The 19,540-nt window shown below is 64.5% G+C and carries 17 protein-coding genes and 1 tRNA gene; 9 read left to right on the top strand and 9 right to left on the bottom strand.

Annotated elements, in window-relative coordinates:
* The first annotated feature begins 48 nt into the window (after positions 1 to 48).
* The 4 genes from ABD156_RS21035 (at position 49) to ABD156_RS21050 (ending at position 3,149) form a co-directional block, all read left to right on the top strand.
* Positions 49 to 939: a PaaX family transcriptional regulator gene (locus ABD156_RS21035; RefSeq protein WP_344276044.1), complete on the top strand. Its 891-nt coding sequence runs from the start codon at positions 49 to 51 to the stop codon at positions 937 to 939.
* A complete protein-coding gene (locus ABD156_RS21040) occupies positions 936 to 1,706 on the top strand; it encodes an enoyl-CoA hydratase/isomerase family protein (protein ID WP_344276047.1) in 771 nt (256 codons plus the stop codon). Before ABD156_RS21035 ends, ABD156_RS21040 begins: the two co-directional genes overlap by 4 nt.
* A 259-nt stretch (positions 1,707 to 1,965) precedes the next feature.
* Positions 1,966 to 2,039: transfer RNA gene (locus ABD156_RS21045), tRNA-Pro, on the top strand.
* Positions 2,040 to 2,168: 129 nt separating this feature from the next.
* Complete coding sequence (locus ABD156_RS21050; RefSeq protein ID WP_344276050.1) at positions 2,169 to 3,149, top strand: tyrosine-type recombinase/integrase; 981 nt, start codon at positions 2,169 to 2,171, stop codon at positions 3,147 to 3,149.
* Between the two features lie 234 nt (positions 3,150 to 3,383).
* Here the strand turns inward: ABD156_RS21050 and ABD156_RS21055 are convergent, their stop codons facing one another.
* Genes ABD156_RS21055 through ABD156_RS21065 form a run of 3 tightly spaced genes read right to left on the bottom strand, consistent with a single transcriptional unit; the run spans position 3,384 to position 6,996 of the window.
* Positions 3,384 to 4,199 (bottom strand): hypothetical protein, encoded by an 816-nt coding sequence (locus ABD156_RS21055; protein WP_344276053.1) that lies wholly within the window; start codon positions 4,197 to 4,199, stop codon positions 3,384 to 3,386.
* Entirely contained in the window at positions 4,196 to 6,514 is a 2,319-nt protein-coding gene (locus tag ABD156_RS21060) for a hypothetical protein (RefSeq protein WP_344276056.1), read from the bottom strand. Before ABD156_RS21060 ends, ABD156_RS21055 begins: the two co-directional genes overlap by 4 nt.
* Positions 6,511 to 6,996, bottom strand: coding sequence for a hypothetical protein (locus ABD156_RS21065; RefSeq protein WP_344276059.1), 486 nt, complete (start codon positions 6,994 to 6,996; stop codon positions 6,511 to 6,513). Before ABD156_RS21065 ends, ABD156_RS21060 begins: the two co-directional genes overlap by 4 nt.
* 710 nt (positions 6,997 to 7,706) lie before the next feature.
* Here ABD156_RS21065 and ABD156_RS21070 point away from each other — a divergent pair.
* The 3 genes from ABD156_RS21070 to ABD156_RS21080 all read left to right on the top strand — a co-directional run bounded on the left by ABD156_RS21070 (position 7,707) and on the right by ABD156_RS21080 (position 10,337).
* Positions 7,707 to 7,988, top strand: a complete 282-nt coding sequence (locus ABD156_RS21070; protein WP_344276062.1) for a hypothetical protein — start codon at positions 7,707 to 7,709, stop codon at positions 7,986 to 7,988.
* A 460-nt stretch (positions 7,989 to 8,448) separates the two neighbouring features.
* Positions 8,449 to 9,042 (top strand): SLATT domain-containing protein, encoded by a 594-nt coding sequence (locus tag ABD156_RS21075; protein WP_344276064.1) that lies wholly within the window; start codon positions 8,449 to 8,451, stop codon positions 9,040 to 9,042.
* Positions 9,043 to 9,044: 2 nt separating this feature from the next.
* Positions 9,045 to 10,337, top strand: coding sequence for a nucleotide-binding domain-containing protein (locus ABD156_RS21080; RefSeq protein ID WP_344276067.1), 1,293 nt, complete (start codon positions 9,045 to 9,047; stop codon positions 10,335 to 10,337).
* 591 nt (positions 10,338 to 10,928) lie between these two features.
* Here the strand turns inward: ABD156_RS21080 and ABD156_RS21085 are convergent.
* The 6 genes from ABD156_RS21085 to ABD156_RS21110 form a co-directional block, all read right to left on the bottom strand.
* Positions 10,929 to 11,375, bottom strand: a complete 447-nt coding sequence (locus tag ABD156_RS21085; RefSeq protein ID WP_344276069.1) for a tetratricopeptide repeat protein — start codon at positions 11,373 to 11,375, stop codon at positions 10,929 to 10,931.
* The gene (locus ABD156_RS21090; RefSeq protein ID WP_344276072.1) at positions 11,372 to 11,917 is read right to left on the bottom strand and encodes an integrase core domain-containing protein; all 546 of its coding nucleotides are present in this window, start codon (positions 11,915 to 11,917) and stop codon (positions 11,372 to 11,374) included. The genes ABD156_RS21085 and ABD156_RS21090 overlap by 4 nt, the downstream gene beginning before the upstream one ends.
* 49 nt (positions 11,918 to 11,966) lie before the next feature.
* On the bottom strand, positions 11,967 to 12,416 hold the full coding sequence (locus ABD156_RS21095; RefSeq protein WP_344276075.1) for a helix-turn-helix domain-containing protein: 450 nt from the start codon (positions 12,414 to 12,416) through the stop codon (positions 11,967 to 11,969).
* A gap of 218 nt (positions 12,417 to 12,634) precedes the next feature.
* Positions 12,635 to 13,366 carry an SDR family NAD(P)-dependent oxidoreductase gene (locus ABD156_RS21100; protein WP_344276078.1) on the bottom strand — a complete coding sequence of 244 codons (732 nt, stop codon included), beginning with the start codon at positions 13,364 to 13,366 and terminating at the stop codon, positions 12,635 to 12,637.
* Positions 13,367 to 13,492: 126 nt separating this feature from the next.
* Positions 13,493 to 16,000, bottom strand: coding sequence for a CoA transferase (locus tag ABD156_RS21105; protein WP_344276081.1), 2,508 nt, complete (start codon positions 15,998 to 16,000; stop codon positions 13,493 to 13,495).
* A gap of 255 nt (positions 16,001 to 16,255) precedes the next feature.
* A complete protein-coding gene (locus ABD156_RS21110) occupies positions 16,256 to 17,512 on the bottom strand; it encodes an MFS transporter (RefSeq protein WP_344276084.1) in 1,257 nt (418 codons plus the stop codon).
* 360 nt (positions 17,513 to 17,872) lie between these two features.
* On the opposite strand from ABD156_RS21110, the gene ABD156_RS21115 reads away from it, so the two are divergent.
* Complete coding sequence (locus ABD156_RS21115) at positions 17,873 to 18,604, top strand: GntR family transcriptional regulator (RefSeq protein ID WP_344276087.1); 732 nt, start codon at positions 17,873 to 17,875, stop codon at positions 18,602 to 18,604.
* Positions 18,605 to 19,453, top strand: coding sequence for an urea carboxylase-associated family protein (locus tag ABD156_RS21120; RefSeq protein WP_344276090.1), 849 nt, complete (start codon positions 18,605 to 18,607; stop codon positions 19,451 to 19,453).
* Positions 19,454 to 19,540 lie beyond the last annotated feature (87 nt).

Consider the following 19,540-nt stretch of genomic DNA (forward strand, 5'->3'; position numbering starts at 1 on the left):
TGGGCGGGTTGCCGGGTCCAACGAGAGCAGTGAGGTCGGTGAAAAGCGATGGCGGAACCCGCCCCGGTCCCGTTCGGCCGGGGGAAGCAGCGGGCTCCCCGGCCGACCGTCAGCAGGCGGCGCGAGGTGAGTCACGCCAGCGCGCGGTCGCTGCTGATGACCGTGCTGGGCGAGTACGTGCTGCCGCGCGACCGTCCGGTGTGGACGTCGATGCTGGTCGAATCCCTCGGCATGCTCGACATCGAGGAGAAGTCCGCGCGCCAGGCGCTGGCCCGGTCCGCCGGCGAGGGCTGGCTGGTGTCCGAACGCATCGGCCGCCGCGTCCGCTGGTCGCTGACCCCGCCCGGACGTCGCCTGCTCACCGAGGGCGCCGAGCGCATATACGCCTTCGGCCGCGACGCGCACGCCTGGGAGAACCGCTGGCTGATGCTGATCGTCTCGGTGCCGGAAGCGAAGCGCGACCTGCGCCACCGCCTGCGCACCCGCCTCACCTGGGCCGGCTTCGGTTCGCCGGTCGCGGGCGTCTGGGTGAGCCCGGATCCGAGCCGCGAGCCCGAAGCGCAGAAGATCGTCGCCGAACTGGGCCTCGAAGCGCAGGCGATGTCCTTCACCGCGGAGTACGGCGCGATCGGCGACCAGGAAAGCATGGTCGCCCGGTCCTGGGACCTCTCCGAGCTGACCGACCGGTACGAGGACTTCATCGACCGCTTCACCGGCGTGTCGCCGTCGGGCGCGCAAGCAGTCCTGCGCGCGCAGACCGAACTCGTGCACGAATGGCGGCGTTTCCCCTTCCTCGACCCACAACTGCCCGCAGAACTGCTGCCCGCAAGCTGGAGCGGTGCCAAGGCGGCTGAGTTGTTCCACCGCAAACACGTGGAATGGCGGCCGGCCGCGCAGGCGTACTGGGACCAACTGACCGCGAACGAGGAGCAAGCATGACGAGGCTGGAACGCGACGGCGGGCTCGCCGTGCTCACCATCGACGAGCCGCCGCTCAACCTCTACACCAAGCCGCTGCAGGACGCGCTGCTCGACGCGATCAGCTCGCTGGAGGAAACCCCCGCCCGAGCCCTCCTGATCCGCGCCGAGGGCCGAGTCGTGAGCGGGGGTGTCGATGTCGCGCTATTCGATGCACAGTCCTCTCCGGCTGAGGCGAAGGTGCTCTTCGACGAGCTGCTGACCGTCCCGGATCGCCTTGCCGCACTGCCGTTCCCGACGGTTTTCGCCGCCCATGGCCTTTGCCTGACCTGGGCTTTCGAGGTCGCCATGGCGTGCGACCTCCTGCTGGCCGCTTCGCGCGCGAAGTTCGGCTTGGTGGAGAAAGTGGTGGGCCTTACGCCGACGATGGGCGGCACGCAGCGCCTCGCCGCTCGGGCTGGGGTGGCGCGGGCGAAGGAGTTCGTGTTCACCGGAGAGCCGTTCGACGCAGTCACCTTGGAGCGATGGAATGTCGTGAACCGGGTACTGCCGGACGAGGGTTTCGACGAGGCGGCCCGGGAGTTCACCCGCCAACTGGCCGAGGGCCCGACCCAGGCGCACGCCGCGACGAAGCGGATCCTGTCGCACTTTGAACACGGCGGGGTACCGGAGGCGAACTCGCACGTGACGGCTATCGCCGCGGATCTGTACAACACCGAGGATCTGCGGGGCGCGGTGAAGTCGTTCCTGGCTGAGGGACCGGGGAAGGCTCGGTTCAGCGGTCGCTGAGCAGGTTGCTCTCCAGTCCTGGTCCCTTCCTACGGACCAGGGCTGGCTTTTTTGCTGCCCGTGCGCTGCTGAGACTTCCGGCGCGGTTGATCATGGCGGTGCCGTCTTCGCCTTCCCTCGGCTGGATCGTGATCTTTGGGGATTTGGATGGTTTTCGCAGGTCAGGGGGTAATGGAGACCTCGTTGCGGGGCCGGTTCGGGGACCCGCTAGAGTAGTCACATCGCACTCCACGAGGGGTTCCTCGGGGAGTGAAGAGTCCGGGCTGTGGCGCAGTTTGGTAGCGCACTTGACTGGGGGTCAAGGGGTCGCAGGTTCAAATCCTGTCAGCCCGACCGGACGAACGGGTTTCCGCAGCTCAGAGGATACGGGAACCCGTTTTTTCATGTGGTCGCAGGTGTCCTTCCGGTCTAGCACAGCGCTCGGTGACACCTTGACTGGAGGCTCTCCTCCTGCCGACCATTTTGACTAAACAGGGCCTGCCCCGCCCTGCCAACGACCTGTGGCGCTCCTACGTCGAGGAGTGGGACCGCAGCCTCCGCGCCGACAACAAGCCGCACACCACCCGCTACAACTACGAACTCGCCGTCACCCAGTTCGCCGACTTCCTCGGCGGCGAAGAACTCCCCCAGTTCCTCGCCGAGACCGGCATGGACGACACGGACGACAGCGACGCCGACGAAGACCCCACCGACGTCGAACGCAAACACGTCGAATGGTTCATCGCCTGGATGATCCACACCCGCTCCCCCAGCACCGCCCTGAACAAATACAAAGCACTCCAGCAGTTCTTCAACTACCTGGTCGATGCCGAGGAAATCGACCGCCACCCAATGGCCAAACTCACCCAGCCGACCACCACCGACAAAATCATCCCCGTCCTCCACGACGACCAACTCGCCAGCCTGCTCGACACCTGCAAAGGCAAAACCTTCCGAGACCGCCGCGACACCGCACTCATCCGCCTGTTCGACGACACCGGAGCACGCCTGACCGAGGTCGCGAACCTCACCACCAACGACCTCGACCTCTCCCGCGACGGCATCCTCGTTCGAGGCAAAGGCGACCGGATGCGCTTCATCCCCTTCGGCGAACGCACCGGCCAAGCCCTCAGCCGCTACCTGCGCGCACGCGCCCGCCTCAAGGGCGCAACCGACAACCCGTACCTCTTCCTCACCGCACGCGGCGCGAAACAGCTCAAACCGAACGGAATCAAGATCATGCTCCGCCGCCGGGGAAACCTCGCCGGCATCCCGCACATGCACGCCCACCGGCTGCGCCACACCCTGTCCCACAACTGGCAACTCGCACAGGGCAACGAGTCCGACCTGATGGTCATCATGGGCTGGACCTCCCCCGAGATGCTTCGCCGCTACGGCAAAAGCGCCGCCGCCGAACGCGCGCAACACACCCACCGCGCCCTCAACCTCGGCAACCGCGTCTGACCGGATCGGCGGAACTGGTCGGCATACAGTCCGCGAGCCCCGTCGCATAGGGACGGGGCTCGCAGACATGCGACTTCCGCCAGCGCTGAGACCAGGCAACACCCCAAGGGAACTTCGGTTTCGGACAGTTCGCGCGCCTAACGGCCTCGTTCAGCGGAGTCTCCGGGCAATCAGCTCGTCGACCACCGCCCGGCCAGTCCCGCTGGATCGCGGCGGGCACAGCACGAGAACGCTTCATTGGCTGGGAGTCCAATCGGGCATGTCTGCAACATCGCTACCCTCCGCCGGCTGCCGGGCCACGTCCGCAGAAACGACCTCCCGTTGGTTGTCCCCCATGGCCTGGTCGTTGACCGTTTTCAGCCGGTCTGCGACCTCTTCCGCTCCATAGCCCCGGAGAACCTCGATGAACCTTTCCACGATGCCGTGGCTCTGTTTGGGCGTCAGCTTCCCGAGCAGAGCGATGAGTGCCTGAGTGATGAGGACAGGCATGGCTGGCTCATGCCATTGTGCGAGCTGGGTGACTAGATCCTCTCGACTCAGCACTTCGGCCAGCTCGCCAAGGCGCGACGTTTCGAGCAGGGCGTAGACGCGTGCGGTGGCGGGGTCCGCGAGGCACTCGTCCCGGACGAACCGGGCACGAGCGCGCGCTTGTTGCCGCGCGAGTTCGTCAAGCTCGAGTTCGTGGCGCATCCGCTGAGTCTCGCGTGCACGCACGGCTGTTTCCTCGTCGAGCTTGACCCGGCAATATACGTCGCTTATCCGTACGTCTTTGGTTGATTTCGACGTCAGCTCAGCCAATTCGCCGGCAACCCGGTGCTGAAGGTAACCACAGCGGAGCCCGCTGATGTCCACGGCGGCAGGCCGGATGATCCGGTCTGCCGCCGGGACGACCAGGTCCAGAGGATCGGGCGGCAGCTGGCCCCGACGTGCCCGGACACGCGCGCGGACGGTCAGGGTGATGGTGAACGTGACGCCGTCGTCCGCACTCGGGTATGAATCAGGGTGCGTGTAGTCCTGCAGATTGTTCCAGCGCCCCGCACCCCAGTTCATGCCGCGTGGTCCGTCCCGTCAGCTGAGTCGGCTCCGCCGCGAAGGCGACGTGAGAAGTCGCTGTCGAACAGCTTGGTCAAGTGCAGATAGATGCGTTCACGGTCAACGGTCTCGGCGCTGTCGCCAGCCTCGTGCCAGGTGAACACGTAATGACGGAGGCGCTCCCGCGGCGAGACTACGCCCGGTTGTTCGGGATGGTCTACTGCCTTGCGCAACAACCCGAGTATCTCGTCTCGCAGGTCTGGCCGGCCCATCGCGACATCAAGCCACTGGTTCACAGTCGCATGCACTACGGCTTCGGCTTCTTTGCTTGGCTGCGGCGAGAGCAAGACCGTCCAGCCAGCTATCAGGCCATCGGACGAGGGGGCGAAGCCGCCGTCGCCGCCTCCGCGGAGAAGCGTGGGAGTCCGGCCGTCCTCATCGGTTTTAGCAGCGAGCGCGCTGAAAGCCCGGTACGCAACCGCCGCAGTGTCAGCGTTCTCGCACCAAGCGATGACCGTCTCGAAGAGCGTCTTCCGCACCGAGTCGTCGTCCCATAACGTGATGACGCTCCGTTCGACTGCCCTTTCGATCTCTTCGTCGGCAACCGCGGCGACATGTTTGAGACGGCGGAGCGCCTTGCCGGTGTGCCGTCGACCGAACTCCAGCCCGCACACTTCCGCGACGGCACGTCCAAGTGCCAGGTCTTTCCGCTTGGCCCATTTCAGGAGCATGGCGTGGATGTAGCGATGGGTGCTGGATTGAGTCGCGGCTTCGTCGAGCGTTCTGACGAAGACCGGCCACAGGTTCGAACCGCGCCAACTGCCGGCGAGTTTGGCGAGTGGCTCCGGCCGCTCTTGCCGAGCCGCCCAGTGCACCGCGAACCGGGCGATGCGAGCGGCAAGCTCCTCCAGTTGTTCGCCGGAAACAGAGTCGAACGTTTTGTCCTGTTTGCCGGTGGGCGCGTCTGCCAGCCAGTCCAGGAAAGCCGGACGGGAGAACGGACGGTCTGTCCAGAAGTAGTGCAGTGCGGCGTCGTCCCAGCCGTCGCGCCGGAATACGACGGTGTCATTGTCGGAAAGATCGGCTTCGACCGCGTCCACGAGTTCGATGATGCCGGGTGCGTCGAGCGCGGCGAGGTCCGGTTGTTCCTTGCCGCTGAGGCTTCCCTCCAGCTTGCTGGCCAGTGCGTAAACGTATGAGCCGGGAGCACCTGGCAGTGCTGCTGAGGCAAGAAGGAAGCTTCGCTGCACACTCGTCCGACCTCGCTTGCGGTGCCACTCCAGCAACGGCTTGCGCCAATTCCGCCTCGCTTCCACGACGGTCTTCACCCGGCGAGCGAACAAGCGGTCGCCTCCGTCGGAGAGGTCCGCACAGTCCGGGTCTTTGTCTCCCTCCTGGAGCGCGGCCAACTGATCAGGTTTCGCACGGTGCGCGGACCGGATCAACTCGACGATCTCGAGAACCTCAGCGGGCGGCTGACCAGCGAGCATCCGCTCGATCGGCGTGGCGGCGAGCCAGCGAGCCACGTCCAGCTCCGGTTCCTGGACCTCCAGAGCCCTGCGCACGATGTCCGCCGGCGCCGCGGTGCCGATGTCGGCTTCCATGTGCCTGACGTCCTCGTCGACGCACGCAGCCCACTGCTCAGGGCTGATCAGGAAGATCAGCCAGGATTTCCGACGCTCGAGTTCCGGCGCTAGCTCGGTCATTGCCAGGCGGAAGTGCCGAGAATGAAGCTGGAAGCCCTCCTCGTCCGGCGGAACCTCGACCACATATGCCCAGTGACGGTGCTTCACGGGCAAGCGGTCGACCGGGAACGTTTCGCCGCCGCCGAAGTGCAGGGCTCCGACCTTGACCTGCTGTTGGCTCTCTTCTCGGAGCTTGGCCAGCATCGCGTGGGCGATGACAGTGCGGCCAGTACCTGGCGGCCGGGCGATCGTGAGCAGACGGGCACCGTCGCGCCATTTGGCATAAGTGGCGTCGAACCCTTCAGGAGGAGCGAACAGCCGCGAGGTCAGCCTGAGATAGGCGTCGTCAGCGTTGAGATGCTCAAGCGCCGCCTGCACCTCATTGACAACCTTGACGCCGTTGATTTCGCCCAAGACGAGATTGCCGGAGAAGTTCGAATATACGCCGGAGCGGCCCTGATCGCTTTCGGGCTGGGGACGCTCGTCAGATGCGGGCGCATTCGCGGCCGGTGGGCGCCAGGCCGAAAAAACATCGTCCGCACGAACTGGAAGTTCCGGCTTCTCCCCGCGCGGTGGGGATATCGGAAGCTCCCGCGGCTCCGACCGCTGGTCGCCGTCAGGAAGGTCGTAGTCGTTCGGCTGGGTCATCCGATCGGCCCATTGATCTCGACAGCGGTGAACTCCCCGGTCGCACGGACCACACCGTCGTTGAACTTCACGGCCACCCTGGCGGTATCAGCGATCGAGGTCGCCTTCACCGCGGTGGCGGGGCCTTCGATGTCAGCGCGCTCCATCTCGACCTCGACCCCGCTCTGCTTGAGTCCAGCGGCCAGGTCGAGAGGCTTCCCGGTCAACGACTCGACGTGCCGGGCGACGGCATCGAGAGCGTCGAGCAGTTCCCGGTCGGCGACGTCGGGTCGAGCGCCGTCGACGGTGTACTTCTGCAAGACTGCAACCCGCTGTTCCAGGTCGTCGAGCGTGCGCGTTTCCTCATCGCTGGTCTTCGTTTCGGCATCCGCCGCGGCAGACCGGCGCTTCTCCAACACGCTTCCTGCTTGATCGAACGCGAACTTCACCAACTGGGGAAGGACGGTGGCGCTAACTGTGGCCAACGTGAAGGGGTCAGACACGAGACACTCCCAGGACGCAGAAACACCGGCGCGCGGGCCAGCCGACGGTCACTTTCGGTACCGACACCATCGCACAGCGGCAAGGGCTGGAGCGAGCAACAATCAGTGTTTCCACACAGACGGACTGTTCTTCCTTAAATCTCTATCAATTGCGTATCCAAGTGCGAGATATCCGCACTCACGGCGTCACTCCCGTCGAAGACTTGCTATTCCGAGGTTGATCGGGCGAATGACTTACGCGCGAACCGTCAATCGCTGCGCTGTCAGGCTTTCCACGGGACACCCGGCCGCAGCACCGTGCCAGGCAAAACTGACCTCGCCCCATCCCATCCAGACCGGGATGCCTGGCGCGGAAGTTGCACGATGCGGTATGCATCGCCTTCGCCCGACCAGAGGCGAAGCGCTTAATTCGGAGAGGATCTGACCTTTCCCTCCCTTTTATGCACTCCAGCGCTTCAGAGAAGACGGAATAGCCACACCACACTGCCTGGATCGAACCAGACTTCAGGTCCGCCGTCGCAGTACCGCCCACTGACCGCAAGCCTGGAACCCCTGACGCGCGACCGAGGGCTCAGATCCAAACGCGACCGGGCCGTCAACGAACCTCCCCGCTGCAGCGCTGAGCGATGCGAAAACGACCTCGACTCCGCCAGCCCCGGCTGCCAACCGATGCACGATCGCTCGCTTCGGCGGGTCCGGCCTGGAGTGCGATGGCGGCCCGGCCGCTGCCGCGCAGTCTCGACCCGCTGCCCGACGGATCGCTCGTCGGGTTCCTGCTGCGCCTGTCGCACCGGCTGGAGATCCCACCGAACCGCCTGGCGCGGTTGGCAGGGCTGGGCATCGCCGTCCGCCGTCGGCACCAGCTGCAGCTCTCCGCCGACGACCAGTGGCCGCGGCCGGTCAGCCACTACGTGCCCGCGCACCTGCTCCGCCGCCGGAGACCCGCCCGGCGGCAGCAGCACGGCGACTACCGGCCCCGGACCCACGGATAAGGGGCGGGCGGGCCTGGCAGGCCGGTTGGCTGCAGGTCGCGTTCTCCCAGCCGGTCCTTCGCAACCTAGCTCCAACGCCCGGGTTCCCTGCAGAACCCGGCTGCGTCAGAGTTGCTGCACAGCATCACCGCTCGCAACGCCAGCACCCGGACGACCGCAGAGTCAGGGAACCCGAGCGCTCGCGGCTGTTCGCAGCGCATTCCGGACTCTATAACGCGCTTGCTACGAAATGGATCGTCATGAAACGTCACACCGTCGGCGGTCGACATCCCTGGAGCAAGAAAAATTCGATCATGAACTCAGCAACCGCCACCCTGCCCGGTCGCCAACGCTGGCGCAGTACGCACGCTCGCCTGTCCCGCGGTCGCCGGGGGCAAGCCAAGCGCGCCAGCCCAAGGATGCCCGTGGCCTGGGAAGAATCTGCCGGGCGCACCTCGTGGTCAAGGACGAACGGAGCACGATGACCGGCGAGCCCGCCGAGATCGAACGAGGCGAGTATCTCCTCGCCCAGGTCCGCGAATCGTTCGGACGCGTCGTCTACAGCCACAAGACCCACGAGAAGCAGGCGGATCTGTGCTTCCGCAAGAACAGGTGGCAGCAGGCGACCCTGGTCGCCTTCACCGCGATCAGCACGGGAACCTTCCTCGCGTCGTTGGTCGGGTACCTCGTAAGTCCCCAAGTGGCCGGACTAACGACCTCCTTCATCGCAGTCGTCGTCGCGGCGCTGAGCCTTGGCGCGAAAAACTTCAAGTTCAGCGAGGAGTCCGAGGCGCACCGCGACATCGCGTCGAGGCTCTGGGACATCCGCGAGTCCTATCTGTCCTTGATCTCCGACTTGATGTCGGGCGCCGTCTCGCACGCCGACGCCCGCACTCGCCGTGACGAACTGCAAGAGACCGCACGAGCCGCGTACTCCGCAGCTCCCCGAACCTCGTACAAGGCGTTCGAGAGAGCGAGAGACGGCCTCAAGAGCAGCGAGGAGATGACGTTCACCTCCCGCGAAATCGACCTCTTCCTGCCACGCGCCCTCCGACTCGACAAGAGCGAGAAGTGAGCATGGAAACCTCGGAGATCTTCGACGGCCTGCTCGGTAATCTGAAAGTCGGCGACACCGCCGTCACCATCGCGTCGCGCAGGGACGAGATCACGAAGGCGCTGAACAAGAACTTCCGGTCCAAGGACGGCTCCACCGAGCACCAGCTGATGGTGGGCTCCTACGGTCGCCACACGGCCGTCCGCGGAGTCTCCGACCTGGACATGCTCTACATCCTCCCGAAAGCCCTCCGCTCAAGCTACGACGGCGACACGGGACCGCGGAGGCTCCTGACGAGGGTCAAGGACGTCCTGAAGGCTCGGTACACGACCACCGACGTCCGGGTCGACCAGTGCGTCGTCCGCGTGCAGTTCACCAGCAATAAGTTCAAGTTCGAGGTGCAACCCGTCTTCGAGAACGACGACGGCAGCTTCGACTACCCCGACACGGTCGCGCAGCGCTGGAAGACCACCAAGCCACGCGACGAGATCCGCGCCACCAGGGAATGCAACGACCGCACGTCGACGAACATGCGCCATCTCGCCAGGATGACCCGGGCATGGAAGAACGCGAATGGCGCGAACATGGGCGGCCTGCTCATCGATACGCTCGTACACCGGTTCTTTGCCACCACGAATTCTTACGACGCGGCGGGAACCGGGTCGTTCGGCCTCATGGCCCAGGATTTCTTCGAGTTCCTCGCGGACGAGCCCGATAAGAGCTACTACCTCGCGCTAGGGAGCGGCCAGCAAGTAAGGGTGAAGAAGCGGTTCCAGCCAAAGGCGAAGAAGGCGCACAGCCGCTGCCTCGCGGCGATCGAAGCGGAAGGCAAGGCATCCGCCGGCAAGAAGTGGCGCGCCGTGTTCGGCACTGCCGTCCCGTTGAAGGCCGTTGAGGCCGCACGCGCATTCGATGACACCGAAGAGTTCATCGAGGACGCGTTCCCTGTCGATATCAGTCACTCGCTCGCGATCGACTGCAAGGTCACCCAGAAGGGATGGCGACCGACATTCTTGCGGGAGATGCTCCGCAAGAAGTCCTTGCTCCGGGCGGACAAGGACCTCGACTTCACCATCACTAAATGCAGCGCAGAACAGCCGTACGACGTGAAGTGGAAGGTCTTGAACCGCGGTGACGAGGCCGAGCGCCGGAACAAGATCCGCGGGCAGATCGTCGAGCCCAACCGTCCGAACGGGAGACACGAACGAACCGACTTCCGGGGCGAGCACGTCGTCGAGTGCTACATCGTGAAGGATGGGATCGTTGTCGCGCGGGACAGCATCGATGTACCGATCAGCACCACGAGCAGTCCGTGACGGGTGGTATCCTCGACCTCTTCCCTGCGTAGTTCCTTAAAGAAGCGACGCGAATCCGTGCACTTGCGCCGCTGTGGCGAATCCGGCCAATTAACTCAATCAGCTGGCTTAACCGACCGTAGCTGGCTGGCTGCAGCCACTGCGAGAGCACAACCTACACGGCCCAGTTTCGCCTCACCCGCACTCGCACGCTTCGCGTGCGAGACGTCGACGTGCGCCGGGACGAGCCACACCAGGCCTTCGCCGACCTCCGGAATCTCGGACGCCGGCCGGATCTAGAACGCCGAAGACGCGTCCGATGATAGGATCTGGCTCGTCCCCGGTCGTGGGACATCGTCGTCAGCCACGAAATCGACGCGTCCCAGTTCGCGGCTCGGTCGGCCGCGACCATTGGTCGTCGGGGGTGACAAGCTGGTGAGTAACCCAGCCGAGCAGTCCTCCGTCCTCGCGGCGGGCCCATTCAACGGAACCGGCAAGATCGCGCCCAGCAGACCGTCGCAGCCGTACTGACAGCTTGTCGAAGCGCTGCTGTTTCCAACCCGCACGGCGACATGGTCAAATGCTCCTCGGTGCCGTATCGCAGGGCAGGCATCACTCGCCTGTCACATCCCGCCAGGCCACGAGGTTGTCGCGGGCAGCCAAAGTACCGGGGTGGTCCGGTCCCAGCACACGCACCTGGTCCGACAACAGCTCCTCCAACGCGGACACAGCACCGGCCGGGTCCTCTCCTATGCCCCGGAAATGCGCAAGTTCGTGACGCGTGATCAACGTGTCAGGGTGGTCCGGTCCCAGCACCCGCAGCCGGTCCGATAACAGCTCCTCCAACGCGGACACAGCACCGGCCGGATCGCCCGCCAGGCCCCGAAAATGCGCGAGATTGTGACGCGTGGTCAACGTTTCCGGGTGGTCAGGGCCTTCCACCCGGAGGCGGTCCGTCAACAGCTCTTCCAATGCGGTCGCGGCACTCGCTGGGTCGCCTTGTACCGCTTCAAAACTCGATGCGGGCCGATGACCAGCGGTAATGTCGATTAGGTTCACGCGGCTCTTCGGTACTCGTTGATCATGCCGCCCAGCACACGACGACGGCGGATCTGGGCATCCAGGTCCTGCAATACGGTCCGGTTTTCGTCGTTGGGTGCCCGTTGCGCCCGTGACTGATGCGGGCGGTGTCCGTTGTAGTGGCCGACGTATTCGGTCAGGACGGTCTGCGCATGCCGAGCGTGGTAGATCAGGAGTTGGTCAGTGCACTCGGTGCGGGCGGTGCGCACGAACCGTTCGGCGCAGCAATTCGCCCTCGGCGCCTGCGGCGGTGTCCTGACGATGTTCACGCCCCCGCTGCGGAACACCTCGCCGAACGCCGGCGTGAACTTGGCATCCCGATCTCGGACGAGGAAACAGAACGCACTGATCCGCTCTCCGAGGCCCGCGGCCAGATTGCGGGCGGCCTGCGCGACCCAGCCACCGGTTGGATGGGCTGTGACACCGAGAAGATGCACTCGACGGGTGCGGATCTCCATCACGAACAGGACGTACAGCCGACGCAGGAAGATCGTGTCGATATAGAAGAAGTCGCAGGCCAATAGTCCGGCCGCCTGCGCGCGCAGGAAGGTTCGCCACGGGGTGTTGGCCTCACGCGGTGCCGGACCGATCCGGTGGGCTCGCAAGATCCGCCGGATCGGTGGCTTCACCGACGCGATAGCCCAGCCGCACGAGTTCGCCATGAACCCGCCGGTATCCCCAGCGGGGATTCTCCCGTCCGAGCTGAAGCACGATCTCGCGTACTTGTGCGCTGATCGGAGGCCGGCCAGATCGATTCGAATGCCGCCACTTCCACGCGACCAGATGGCGATGCCAGGCCAACAAGGTGCCCGGCGTGACGATCCGAGCCATCCTCACCTGCCGGGGAAGCAGCCGAGCCAGCGCGGCCAACAGCGCCCGATCGGACCACCTCAACCGCGGCCGGCTGACCTGCCTGCGCAACACCGCGACCTCGTGCCGAAGTACCAGCAGTTCAGCGGCCACTGCTGCGTCACCACGCGCGAGTACGCCCAGCCAGCCGAACAGCCGGACTGTGATCAAGCAGAGAAGCCGAAAACACACGACCGCCGATCATGCCCGTTCCGGTCGAACCGACCAAACTGCAGGTCAACGCATTCGACCAAGTTCTGACGCGGCACAGGCGGTCGCGGCGTTCCAACCTCCGTCACGTGCGCCGACCGGTGAGCGTTCCTGTCGAAGCGCGCCTTCTGCTTCAGGTCAGCAACGCCGCGCCGCAGCAGAGGCAGGTCGGCGCACCGTCACGCCAGCGCACCCAGATCCACCGGCACGCAAACCCCATTGATAGCTGATGCCGCGGGCGAAGCCAGAAACGATATGGTTGCCGCCACTTCTGTCGTCTCGACAAAGCGCTTGACGGGTTGCTCCTCAAGGAACGCCGCAAGAACCTCGTCCCGAGAGGCCTCTCGCAGCCGCATTTGATCGGCGAGTTGCTTCTCCACCAACGGGGTCATCATCCACCCCGGAGCCACGGCATTCGCAGTCAAACCAAGTTGACCACCCTCGACGGCGGCGGTCTTGATGAGCCCGAGCAAGCCGTGCTTGGCAGCGTTGTATGCCGCTTTGTTGGCCTCAGCACGGAAGCTCAGCGTGGAGGCCGTGGCGACAATGCGACCGCCCGGCGTACCGGTGAGCGCCGGCCACGCGGCCTTGATGGCGTAGAATGGGCCGTTGAGGCACACGTCAAGAACCCGCTGCCACTGGACGTCATCGAATGATTCAATAGGCGACGCGTGCTGCACCCCGGCGTTCAGGACCAAAATGTCGAGCTGTCCGTGCATCTCCAGGGTGCGGGCGACCATCGCCGCACACCCTTCCTTGCTCGCTATGTCGAATTGCTCGCAATCCCCGCCTACGACATCCACGCCCACGACGTCGACGCCGGATTCGCGCAACTCGGCCGTAGTGGCCCGACCCAGCGCCCCGGCGGCACCGGTGACGATAGCAACTCGTTTCTCCAGCTTCTTTACCATAGTCTTCCCTTTCGCCCGCCCGCGCCTGCTCCCGAGCAAGCACATGATCCCGCTGACCACAACGACGCACGGCCTCGACGACTCTCGTCCGCAGACCGGACGCGTAGTCCGAACTTGTTGCTTAATTCACTCTGGCAAATAATTCTCAGACCAGCTATCACCCGCTTCCCCCTTGGCAAGCATTGCATTGACGCGCTCCTCTGCGTAGCCGATACCGCGCAATACCTCACGGGTTTGCGCACCATATTTCGGCGCGTCTCCCGGGATGAAGACACGACCCCGTTCGGGCCGTACCGCATTCGGCGCGACAAGATCAATCCACCGGCCCATCGGATGGCGGTCGTGACGGACAACGCGGAAAGTGGCCTGGGCGAGGTCGATCTCACCTTCGCTCTCGGCCACCAGCGCGGCGGCGCGCGTGGCGCGCAGCGAGCCGATGCGGATAATCGCCGAAGATGTGCCCGCTAAGGACTTTTCCCAGTAGGCGACGTCGCGTGTCGCGAAGCGCGCCGCCAACGCGGCACCCAGGTTCTCCTCGGCTTCCTCCGCGAGGTCCGCCAAATCAGGTACTGCCCTGAGCGCGACTCGCCGCTCTTCCGGCGCGGCAAAAAACATCCAGTCGTCCTGGGCCTGATAGCAGTGATAAAAAGGCCCTTGCCCGCGCGTTTCACGCCCGGCTGGCTCAGAAAATGGAGCGCGGCCCGGATAGTCAAACATGAACGGCGCCTGGATCAGGTTTCCCGCGGCGGCCAGCGAAGTACGCGCGACGCCGCCCTGCCCGGTTCTCCTTCGGCGTTCCAACGCCGCCCCTAAAGCAACACAGGCGCTCAGGCCCGCGATCACGTCGATCGTGCCCATATGAGCATGCTCCTCCGGGGTCGCCAGGCCTCCGCCGAACCGAACCATGACTCCCGTCGCCGCTTGGGCCAAGTCGTCGTACCCGAGATGATCGGATTTGGGGCCACGCCGTGGACCGCCGAACGCATCGACTTGAACGAGGATGACCGTCGGGTTCAGCGCGCGGAGACGTTCGATCGAAAGACCGAGTTCCTCACGCTGCGAGTCTGTGCAGTTCATCGTGACCACGTCAGCCCCGGCAATCAGCTTTTCGAGCGCCTCGCGTCCCGCGAGAGTCTTCAGATTCAGCAGAGCGCTCCTCTTGCCGCGATGAGCATGCACGCCAAGCGTCACCGCACCCCATGGATCGAGCGACGGCTCCACCGGCTGTACTGACACGACGTCCGCGCCGAAACGCGCCACCGTCGATCCGATGGTCGGACCGGCGACGACATTCGTCAGATCGACCACCCGCAGCCCCTCGAGCCATCCCGAGGATTCCGCGCCGCCGCGCAGCGTGCGCGGCACCTCCGCGAGTATCGCGGGGAGCCTTGACGACGCATCGTCGAGGGCGAGCCCAGGGCGCTTTTTTTCCGCCGCGGAATCGTCGGCCAGCCAAGCGACGTTTCCCATTTGCCGCATATCGCCGCGGCGTGGATCGGAGACTCTCAAGACCAGGCCGGAGGCCAGCGCGTGGGGATCCGAAAGCCATTCCCTGGTAGATCGTTGCAGGGTTCCGGGCACCTTCGCCGCCCCGAAGATTTCCTCCCATTCGCGAGCTGGACGCCCGAGGAAGGCAGCCTTCATCACCCCGGCAAGACGTTCTCGGTCACGCTCCCCTACCGGAGAGTTTCGCATGCTCCACTCGGCCGGCCAATCTTTTTGGTCGAGATAGGCGTCGAAGTCGGGAAGGCTCCGTGCGAGCTCCTCGAGCCCCAGCGCCCGAAGCGCTCGCTGGGGATGCCCCGAGACACCGGCTGCGCCCACGAAGAACCCGCGTCCGTCCGCGCACTCGTATGTCCGGTAGAATGGATCCAAATATCTCTCTAATTCCGAAAATGGAAGATCGCAAGGGAGCCCTTCCGTTTCACGCCGGTCAAGCTCTATCTCGCGCGCGGAACTGTAGCGTTTTGGATAGTCTTCAATCTGCTCGCAGTTGTAGACAAGACCTTCGAGCAGCGCCGACGCCAGCGGAACCTCGATGTGATCCCCGCCGTTTCGATCCCGGGCGCCGAGCGCGAACAGCGTCGCCATTGCCCCGAAGGTCGCACCATACGCGGAAGCCAGCGGAAGCGGCGTGAAGCTGGGGTTGATTCCCATGAGGCGACGATTCAAGCCCATGTCACTGAACTGCCCGGTCCGTGCAGCGATCACCGCCTCCCATGCCGCGACAGGCGCCAGACCGGGATCGGTCGAAGCAAAACCAGGCAGCGACAGACTGATGATCGCGGGATTCGCCGCACGCAGTTCGTCCGGCCCCAATCCGAGCCGTTTCATGACACCAGGACGGAAATTCTCGATCGTGATATCAGCACGCCGCACCAGCTCAAGGGCCGTCGCCAAGCCATCCGAGGACTTGAGGTCGAGAGTCAAAGACGACTTGCCGCGCGACAGCATATCGGTAGCAGGTGAATGCAACCTGGGACCGCCAGGGGGATCGATGCGGATGACCTCCGCACCCAAGTCCGCCAGCATCATACCGACGAGAGGTCCGGCAAAATACTGCCCGAAATCGAGAACGCGAATGTGCGACAGGGGCCGAGGCAATGGCATTTCCCCTGAGCGGCCGGTGCTCAACGGTCGCGATCCGACGTGACCTTCAGTCATAGATTAAGCCCTTTCGAAGGTGAGCGGCAGCCAGCCGCTCGGATCCGGTTCAACCCCACCGCGCCGTACGGAAATACTTTTTCCGGACGAACCGTAGCGAACCATCGGACTCAGAATCAGAGACTGCGCCTGGCCTTTGGCGAGGAATTCCCGCGAGACGCCGGGCGTGCCCTGTCATGGCCCGAATGCTGGCGGTGACTAGTCTGCCGACGATTGGCGGGCAAGTCATCGCACCTTTTTCCCGGGGGCCGTTTCGGGCGAGAGCAGCAGTGCGATCAGGCAGGCCGCGGCCAACACCATGACGATGAATGCCGGAGAGGCCGCGATGCCCGTTCGACCGATGAGCCAACTGGAAAGAAGAGGAGTGGTGCCCGCGAAAATCGCTACTCCGAAGTTGAAGAGGCTCGCAAAACCGGTAAAACGGACGTTAACCGGGAATGATTCGACAAAGAAGGTGGCGAAGGTGGAGTCACTGAAGGCGAACATGCTGGTCATCAGGATCTGGACGGTCAGCGCGACGGCGAACCCGCCATGGTCGAGCACCAGGAACGAGGGGAAACTGAACACCAAGAACAGCAGAGTATTAGCGATCAGGACCGGCTTGCGCCCAATGCGATCGGACAGCCGGGCGAGAAAGTAGAGAGTGGGCAGGTAAACAAGCAAGGCGATGGTGACAATCAGATTAGACTGAAAGGCGCTCAGTTGAACTTCTTCCTGAAGGTAACTGGCCATGTAGGCCAGCACGAGATAGTAAGCTCCGGCATTGATTCCCATGACGAACAACAGTCGTAAAAAGGTTTTCCAGTGCGCCGAGAAGCCCGCGAGCAAAGGAGGCGCGCTTTGGGATGCACCGTTCCGCACTTCCACAAAGGCCGGCGTTTCGTCGATCTTTCGGCGAATGTACCAGCCAACGAGCGTCAGCGGTGCGCTGAGCAGGAACGGAACGCGCCAGCCCCACGACTGCATCGCTGCGGTATCCAGCACGGCCTGCAAGACGGTGACCGAAATCGACGCAAGCATGAAACCCGCGGAGTTTCCGATGGCGATGAAGCTGACGTACCGAGCGCGCCGCCCGGGCGGCGCGTGTTCGCCCACGAGAACCGCCGCGCCCGCGTATTCGCCTGAGGCACAGAAACCTTGGCAGAGCCTAGTCACGAGCAGCAAGATCGGCGCCCAGAAGCCGACCACCGAGTACACGGGAAGCAGGCCGATGACAGTAGTGGTCAGGCCAGTGCCGATGATCGTAATGCTCAGAGTGCGCGCACGGCCGATGCGGTCGCCCACATATCCCCAGAACAGCCCGCCCAGGGGACGAATGAGAAATGAGAGGGCGAAAAGGCCCCAACTCTGGATCACCGCCAAGGCGGGATCGCCGCCGGCGAAGAACACCACCGCGATCGTCCCGGCGACGTAGGCGTACGAGCCGTAGTCGAACCATTCGATGATCGTGCCGGCGCACGCACCCGCGATTGTGCGCCGCATCTGAGGCGTGGCCCCTCGCCGAGTTCGGCCATCGACTGCCGTATCGCTCATCAGAACTGCCTTCCTGGGCGTGTCGGGACTCGCGGAGGTCGCTCGTGCGCGATGGGGCTCCGGCCGGCGGGCACCGCGCACGGCGGGCCTTCTCACACGCTGGCCGCGCTCCGTGCGACTCTCCCGCGTTCCGGCGCGGCATGCCTTGATCAGCAACGACCTGCTGCGCTCACGAGACACTAGATCGTGGAACAATATTAGTCAACAAGGCAGATGATGGCAGTCGAAAGTCCTGGTAGAACCCATGTTTTGCCCTGACTGCCGCTCAGTGCCGTTGCATTGTGGAACGATCTAAGCTAACTTTGGCTCGTGACAGAGGACAGTGAGATCTTCGATCAGGCTGCTTCGGCACCCGCCGACGAGCGGATCGCCAGGGCACTGCGCGACCGGATACTCGAGGGACACCTGCCGCCCGGCACTCAGTTGCGCGACAGCCGGTTGTCCGCGGAGTTCGCGGTTGCCCGCCACACCTTGCGGGGCGCACTGCGACGACTGGAGCACGAGGGCCTGATTGTGTACCCGATGCACAAGAGCGCGGCGGTCAAAACGCTGACCGCCGACGACGTGCATGAGATCTACCGTGTCCGGCGAGCATTGGAACTTGGTGCCATCGAGAACAGTTCGGCAGCGCCCGCAGAGGCCTTCGAAGCTCTCGAAGCGACTGTTTACGCCGCCGAGAGCGCGGTGTCGCAGGAAGCCTGGAACCACGTGGGCACGGCGAGCCTGCGTTTTCATCAGGCGATAGTGGGCATGTTCGGCAGCGTAAGCATCGACCAGTTCTTCAGCGGTGTCCTCGCTCAACTGCGGTTGGCGTTCGCCGTCATGAAGGACGAGGCACAGTGGCAGACGCCATGGGTTCCGCGCGATCGAGAAATCTGCGGCCTGATCCGGAGCGGCAACCGCGCCGGGGCGGCCGCGCTGACTCGGCAGTATCTCGACGATTCCGAGCGCGGAGTGGTCGACGTGGTCCGGGCAAACGAAATGAACCAGCGGCGACCAGTACGACGACGCCGGGCCAACGCACCCGAGGGAGGACAGTAAATGGGCACCGTGGAAGCGGCGTACCGACCGACCGCCGGAAGTGCGCTCGAGGTGGATCGCGCCTTTTACCAACAGTTGGCGGCGACGCACAATCAGCACAAGCTGGTCGACTCGTTCGAGATACCGATCCGGTCGGGCCGGGCCTGGAAAGTGCCGCAGGGACACATCTGCCGCCTGGTGACCATTGACGGACCACAGGTCGCCGACCTGAACGTGTGGAACGCGCATGACCCGCGTGAGCGCATGTGGGCAGCGCGTACCCGGCAACTGCAGCGTGCGCATGTGAGCACCTTCGATCGGCTGTGGTCGACCTTGCCGTTCCTCCGCCCGCTCGTAACCGTCACGCACGACACCCTTTCCGGCTACGGAGTCGACGGCGACGGCGGACGGGTGCACGACCTGCTCGGCACGCGGTGCGACCCCTATGTCAACCGAATGCTCACCGGTGAGAATTTCGACTTCCACTGCCATTCGAACCTGGTCCGAGCGGTGCTGCCCTACGGTCTCACCGAGTTCGATGTCCACGACGTCCTGAACGTCTTTCAATGCACCGGCCTCACCGATGAAGACCGATACTTCATGAAAGCGTGCCCTGCGCGGCCCGGGGACTTCTTCGAATTCTTCGCGGAACTCGATCTGCTCTGTGCGCTGTCCACCTGCCCAGGCGGCGACCTGTCGGTGCCGATGTGGGGACCGGACGCGCGCGATCCCTTGGATGTCTGCCACCCGATCGGCGTCGAGGTCTACCAACCCAGTCACGACCTGCTCCGCGGATGGCAGCCGCCCGCACGGGCTGCCTACGACACAATGCACGGCCTGCGGGCGCCTCAATGGCAGCACACCCGATGACCGGCGCGCTCGGCCAGATCACGGCCCACGAAAAGGACCAGGTCACTCGATGCCTCCATGCACGTCCGGGCTGCTGCCCGCCAGGTG

The sequence above is a fragment of the Amycolatopsis albidoflavus genome, from assembly GCF_039525725.1.
Taxonomy (GTDB): Bacteria; Actinomycetota; Actinomycetes; order Mycobacteriales; family Pseudonocardiaceae; genus Amycolatopsis; species Amycolatopsis albidoflava.

Excerpts from the sequence above, each read along its gene's own strand:
- ABD156_RS21035 (WP_344276044.1), top strand. The coding sequence starts at position 49 with ATGGCGGAACCCGCCCCGGTCCCGTTCGGCCGGGGGAAGCAGCGGGCT.
- ABD156_RS21040 (WP_344276047.1), top strand. The coding sequence starts at position 936 with ATGACGAGGCTGGAACGCGACGGCGGGCTCGCCGTGCTCACCATCGAC.
- ABD156_RS21055 (WP_344276053.1), bottom strand. The coding sequence starts at position 4,199 with ATGAACTGGGGTGCGGGGCGCTGGAACAATCTGCAGGACTACACGCAC.
- ABD156_RS21060 (WP_344276056.1), bottom strand. The coding sequence starts at position 6,514 with ATGACCCAGCCGAACGACTACGACCTTCCTGACGGCGACCAGCGGTCG.
- ABD156_RS21070 (WP_344276062.1), top strand. The coding sequence starts at position 7,707 with ATGGCGGCCCGGCCGCTGCCGCGCAGTCTCGACCCGCTGCCCGACGGA.
- ABD156_RS21075 (WP_344276064.1), top strand. The coding sequence starts at position 8,449 with ATGACCGGCGAGCCCGCCGAGATCGAACGAGGCGAGTATCTCCTCGCC.
- ABD156_RS21080 (WP_344276067.1), top strand. The coding sequence starts at position 9,045 with ATGGAAACCTCGGAGATCTTCGACGGCCTGCTCGGTAATCTGAAAGTC.
- ABD156_RS21100 (WP_344276078.1), bottom strand. The coding sequence starts at position 13,366 with ATGGTAAAGAAGCTGGAGAAACGAGTTGCTATCGTCACCGGTGCCGCC.
- ABD156_RS21110 (WP_344276084.1), bottom strand. The coding sequence starts at position 17,512 with ATGCGGCGCACAATCGCGGGTGCGTGCGCCGGCACGATCATCGAATGG.
- ABD156_RS21120 (WP_344276090.1), top strand. The coding sequence starts at position 18,605 with ATGGGCACCGTGGAAGCGGCGTACCGACCGACCGCCGGAAGTGCGCTC.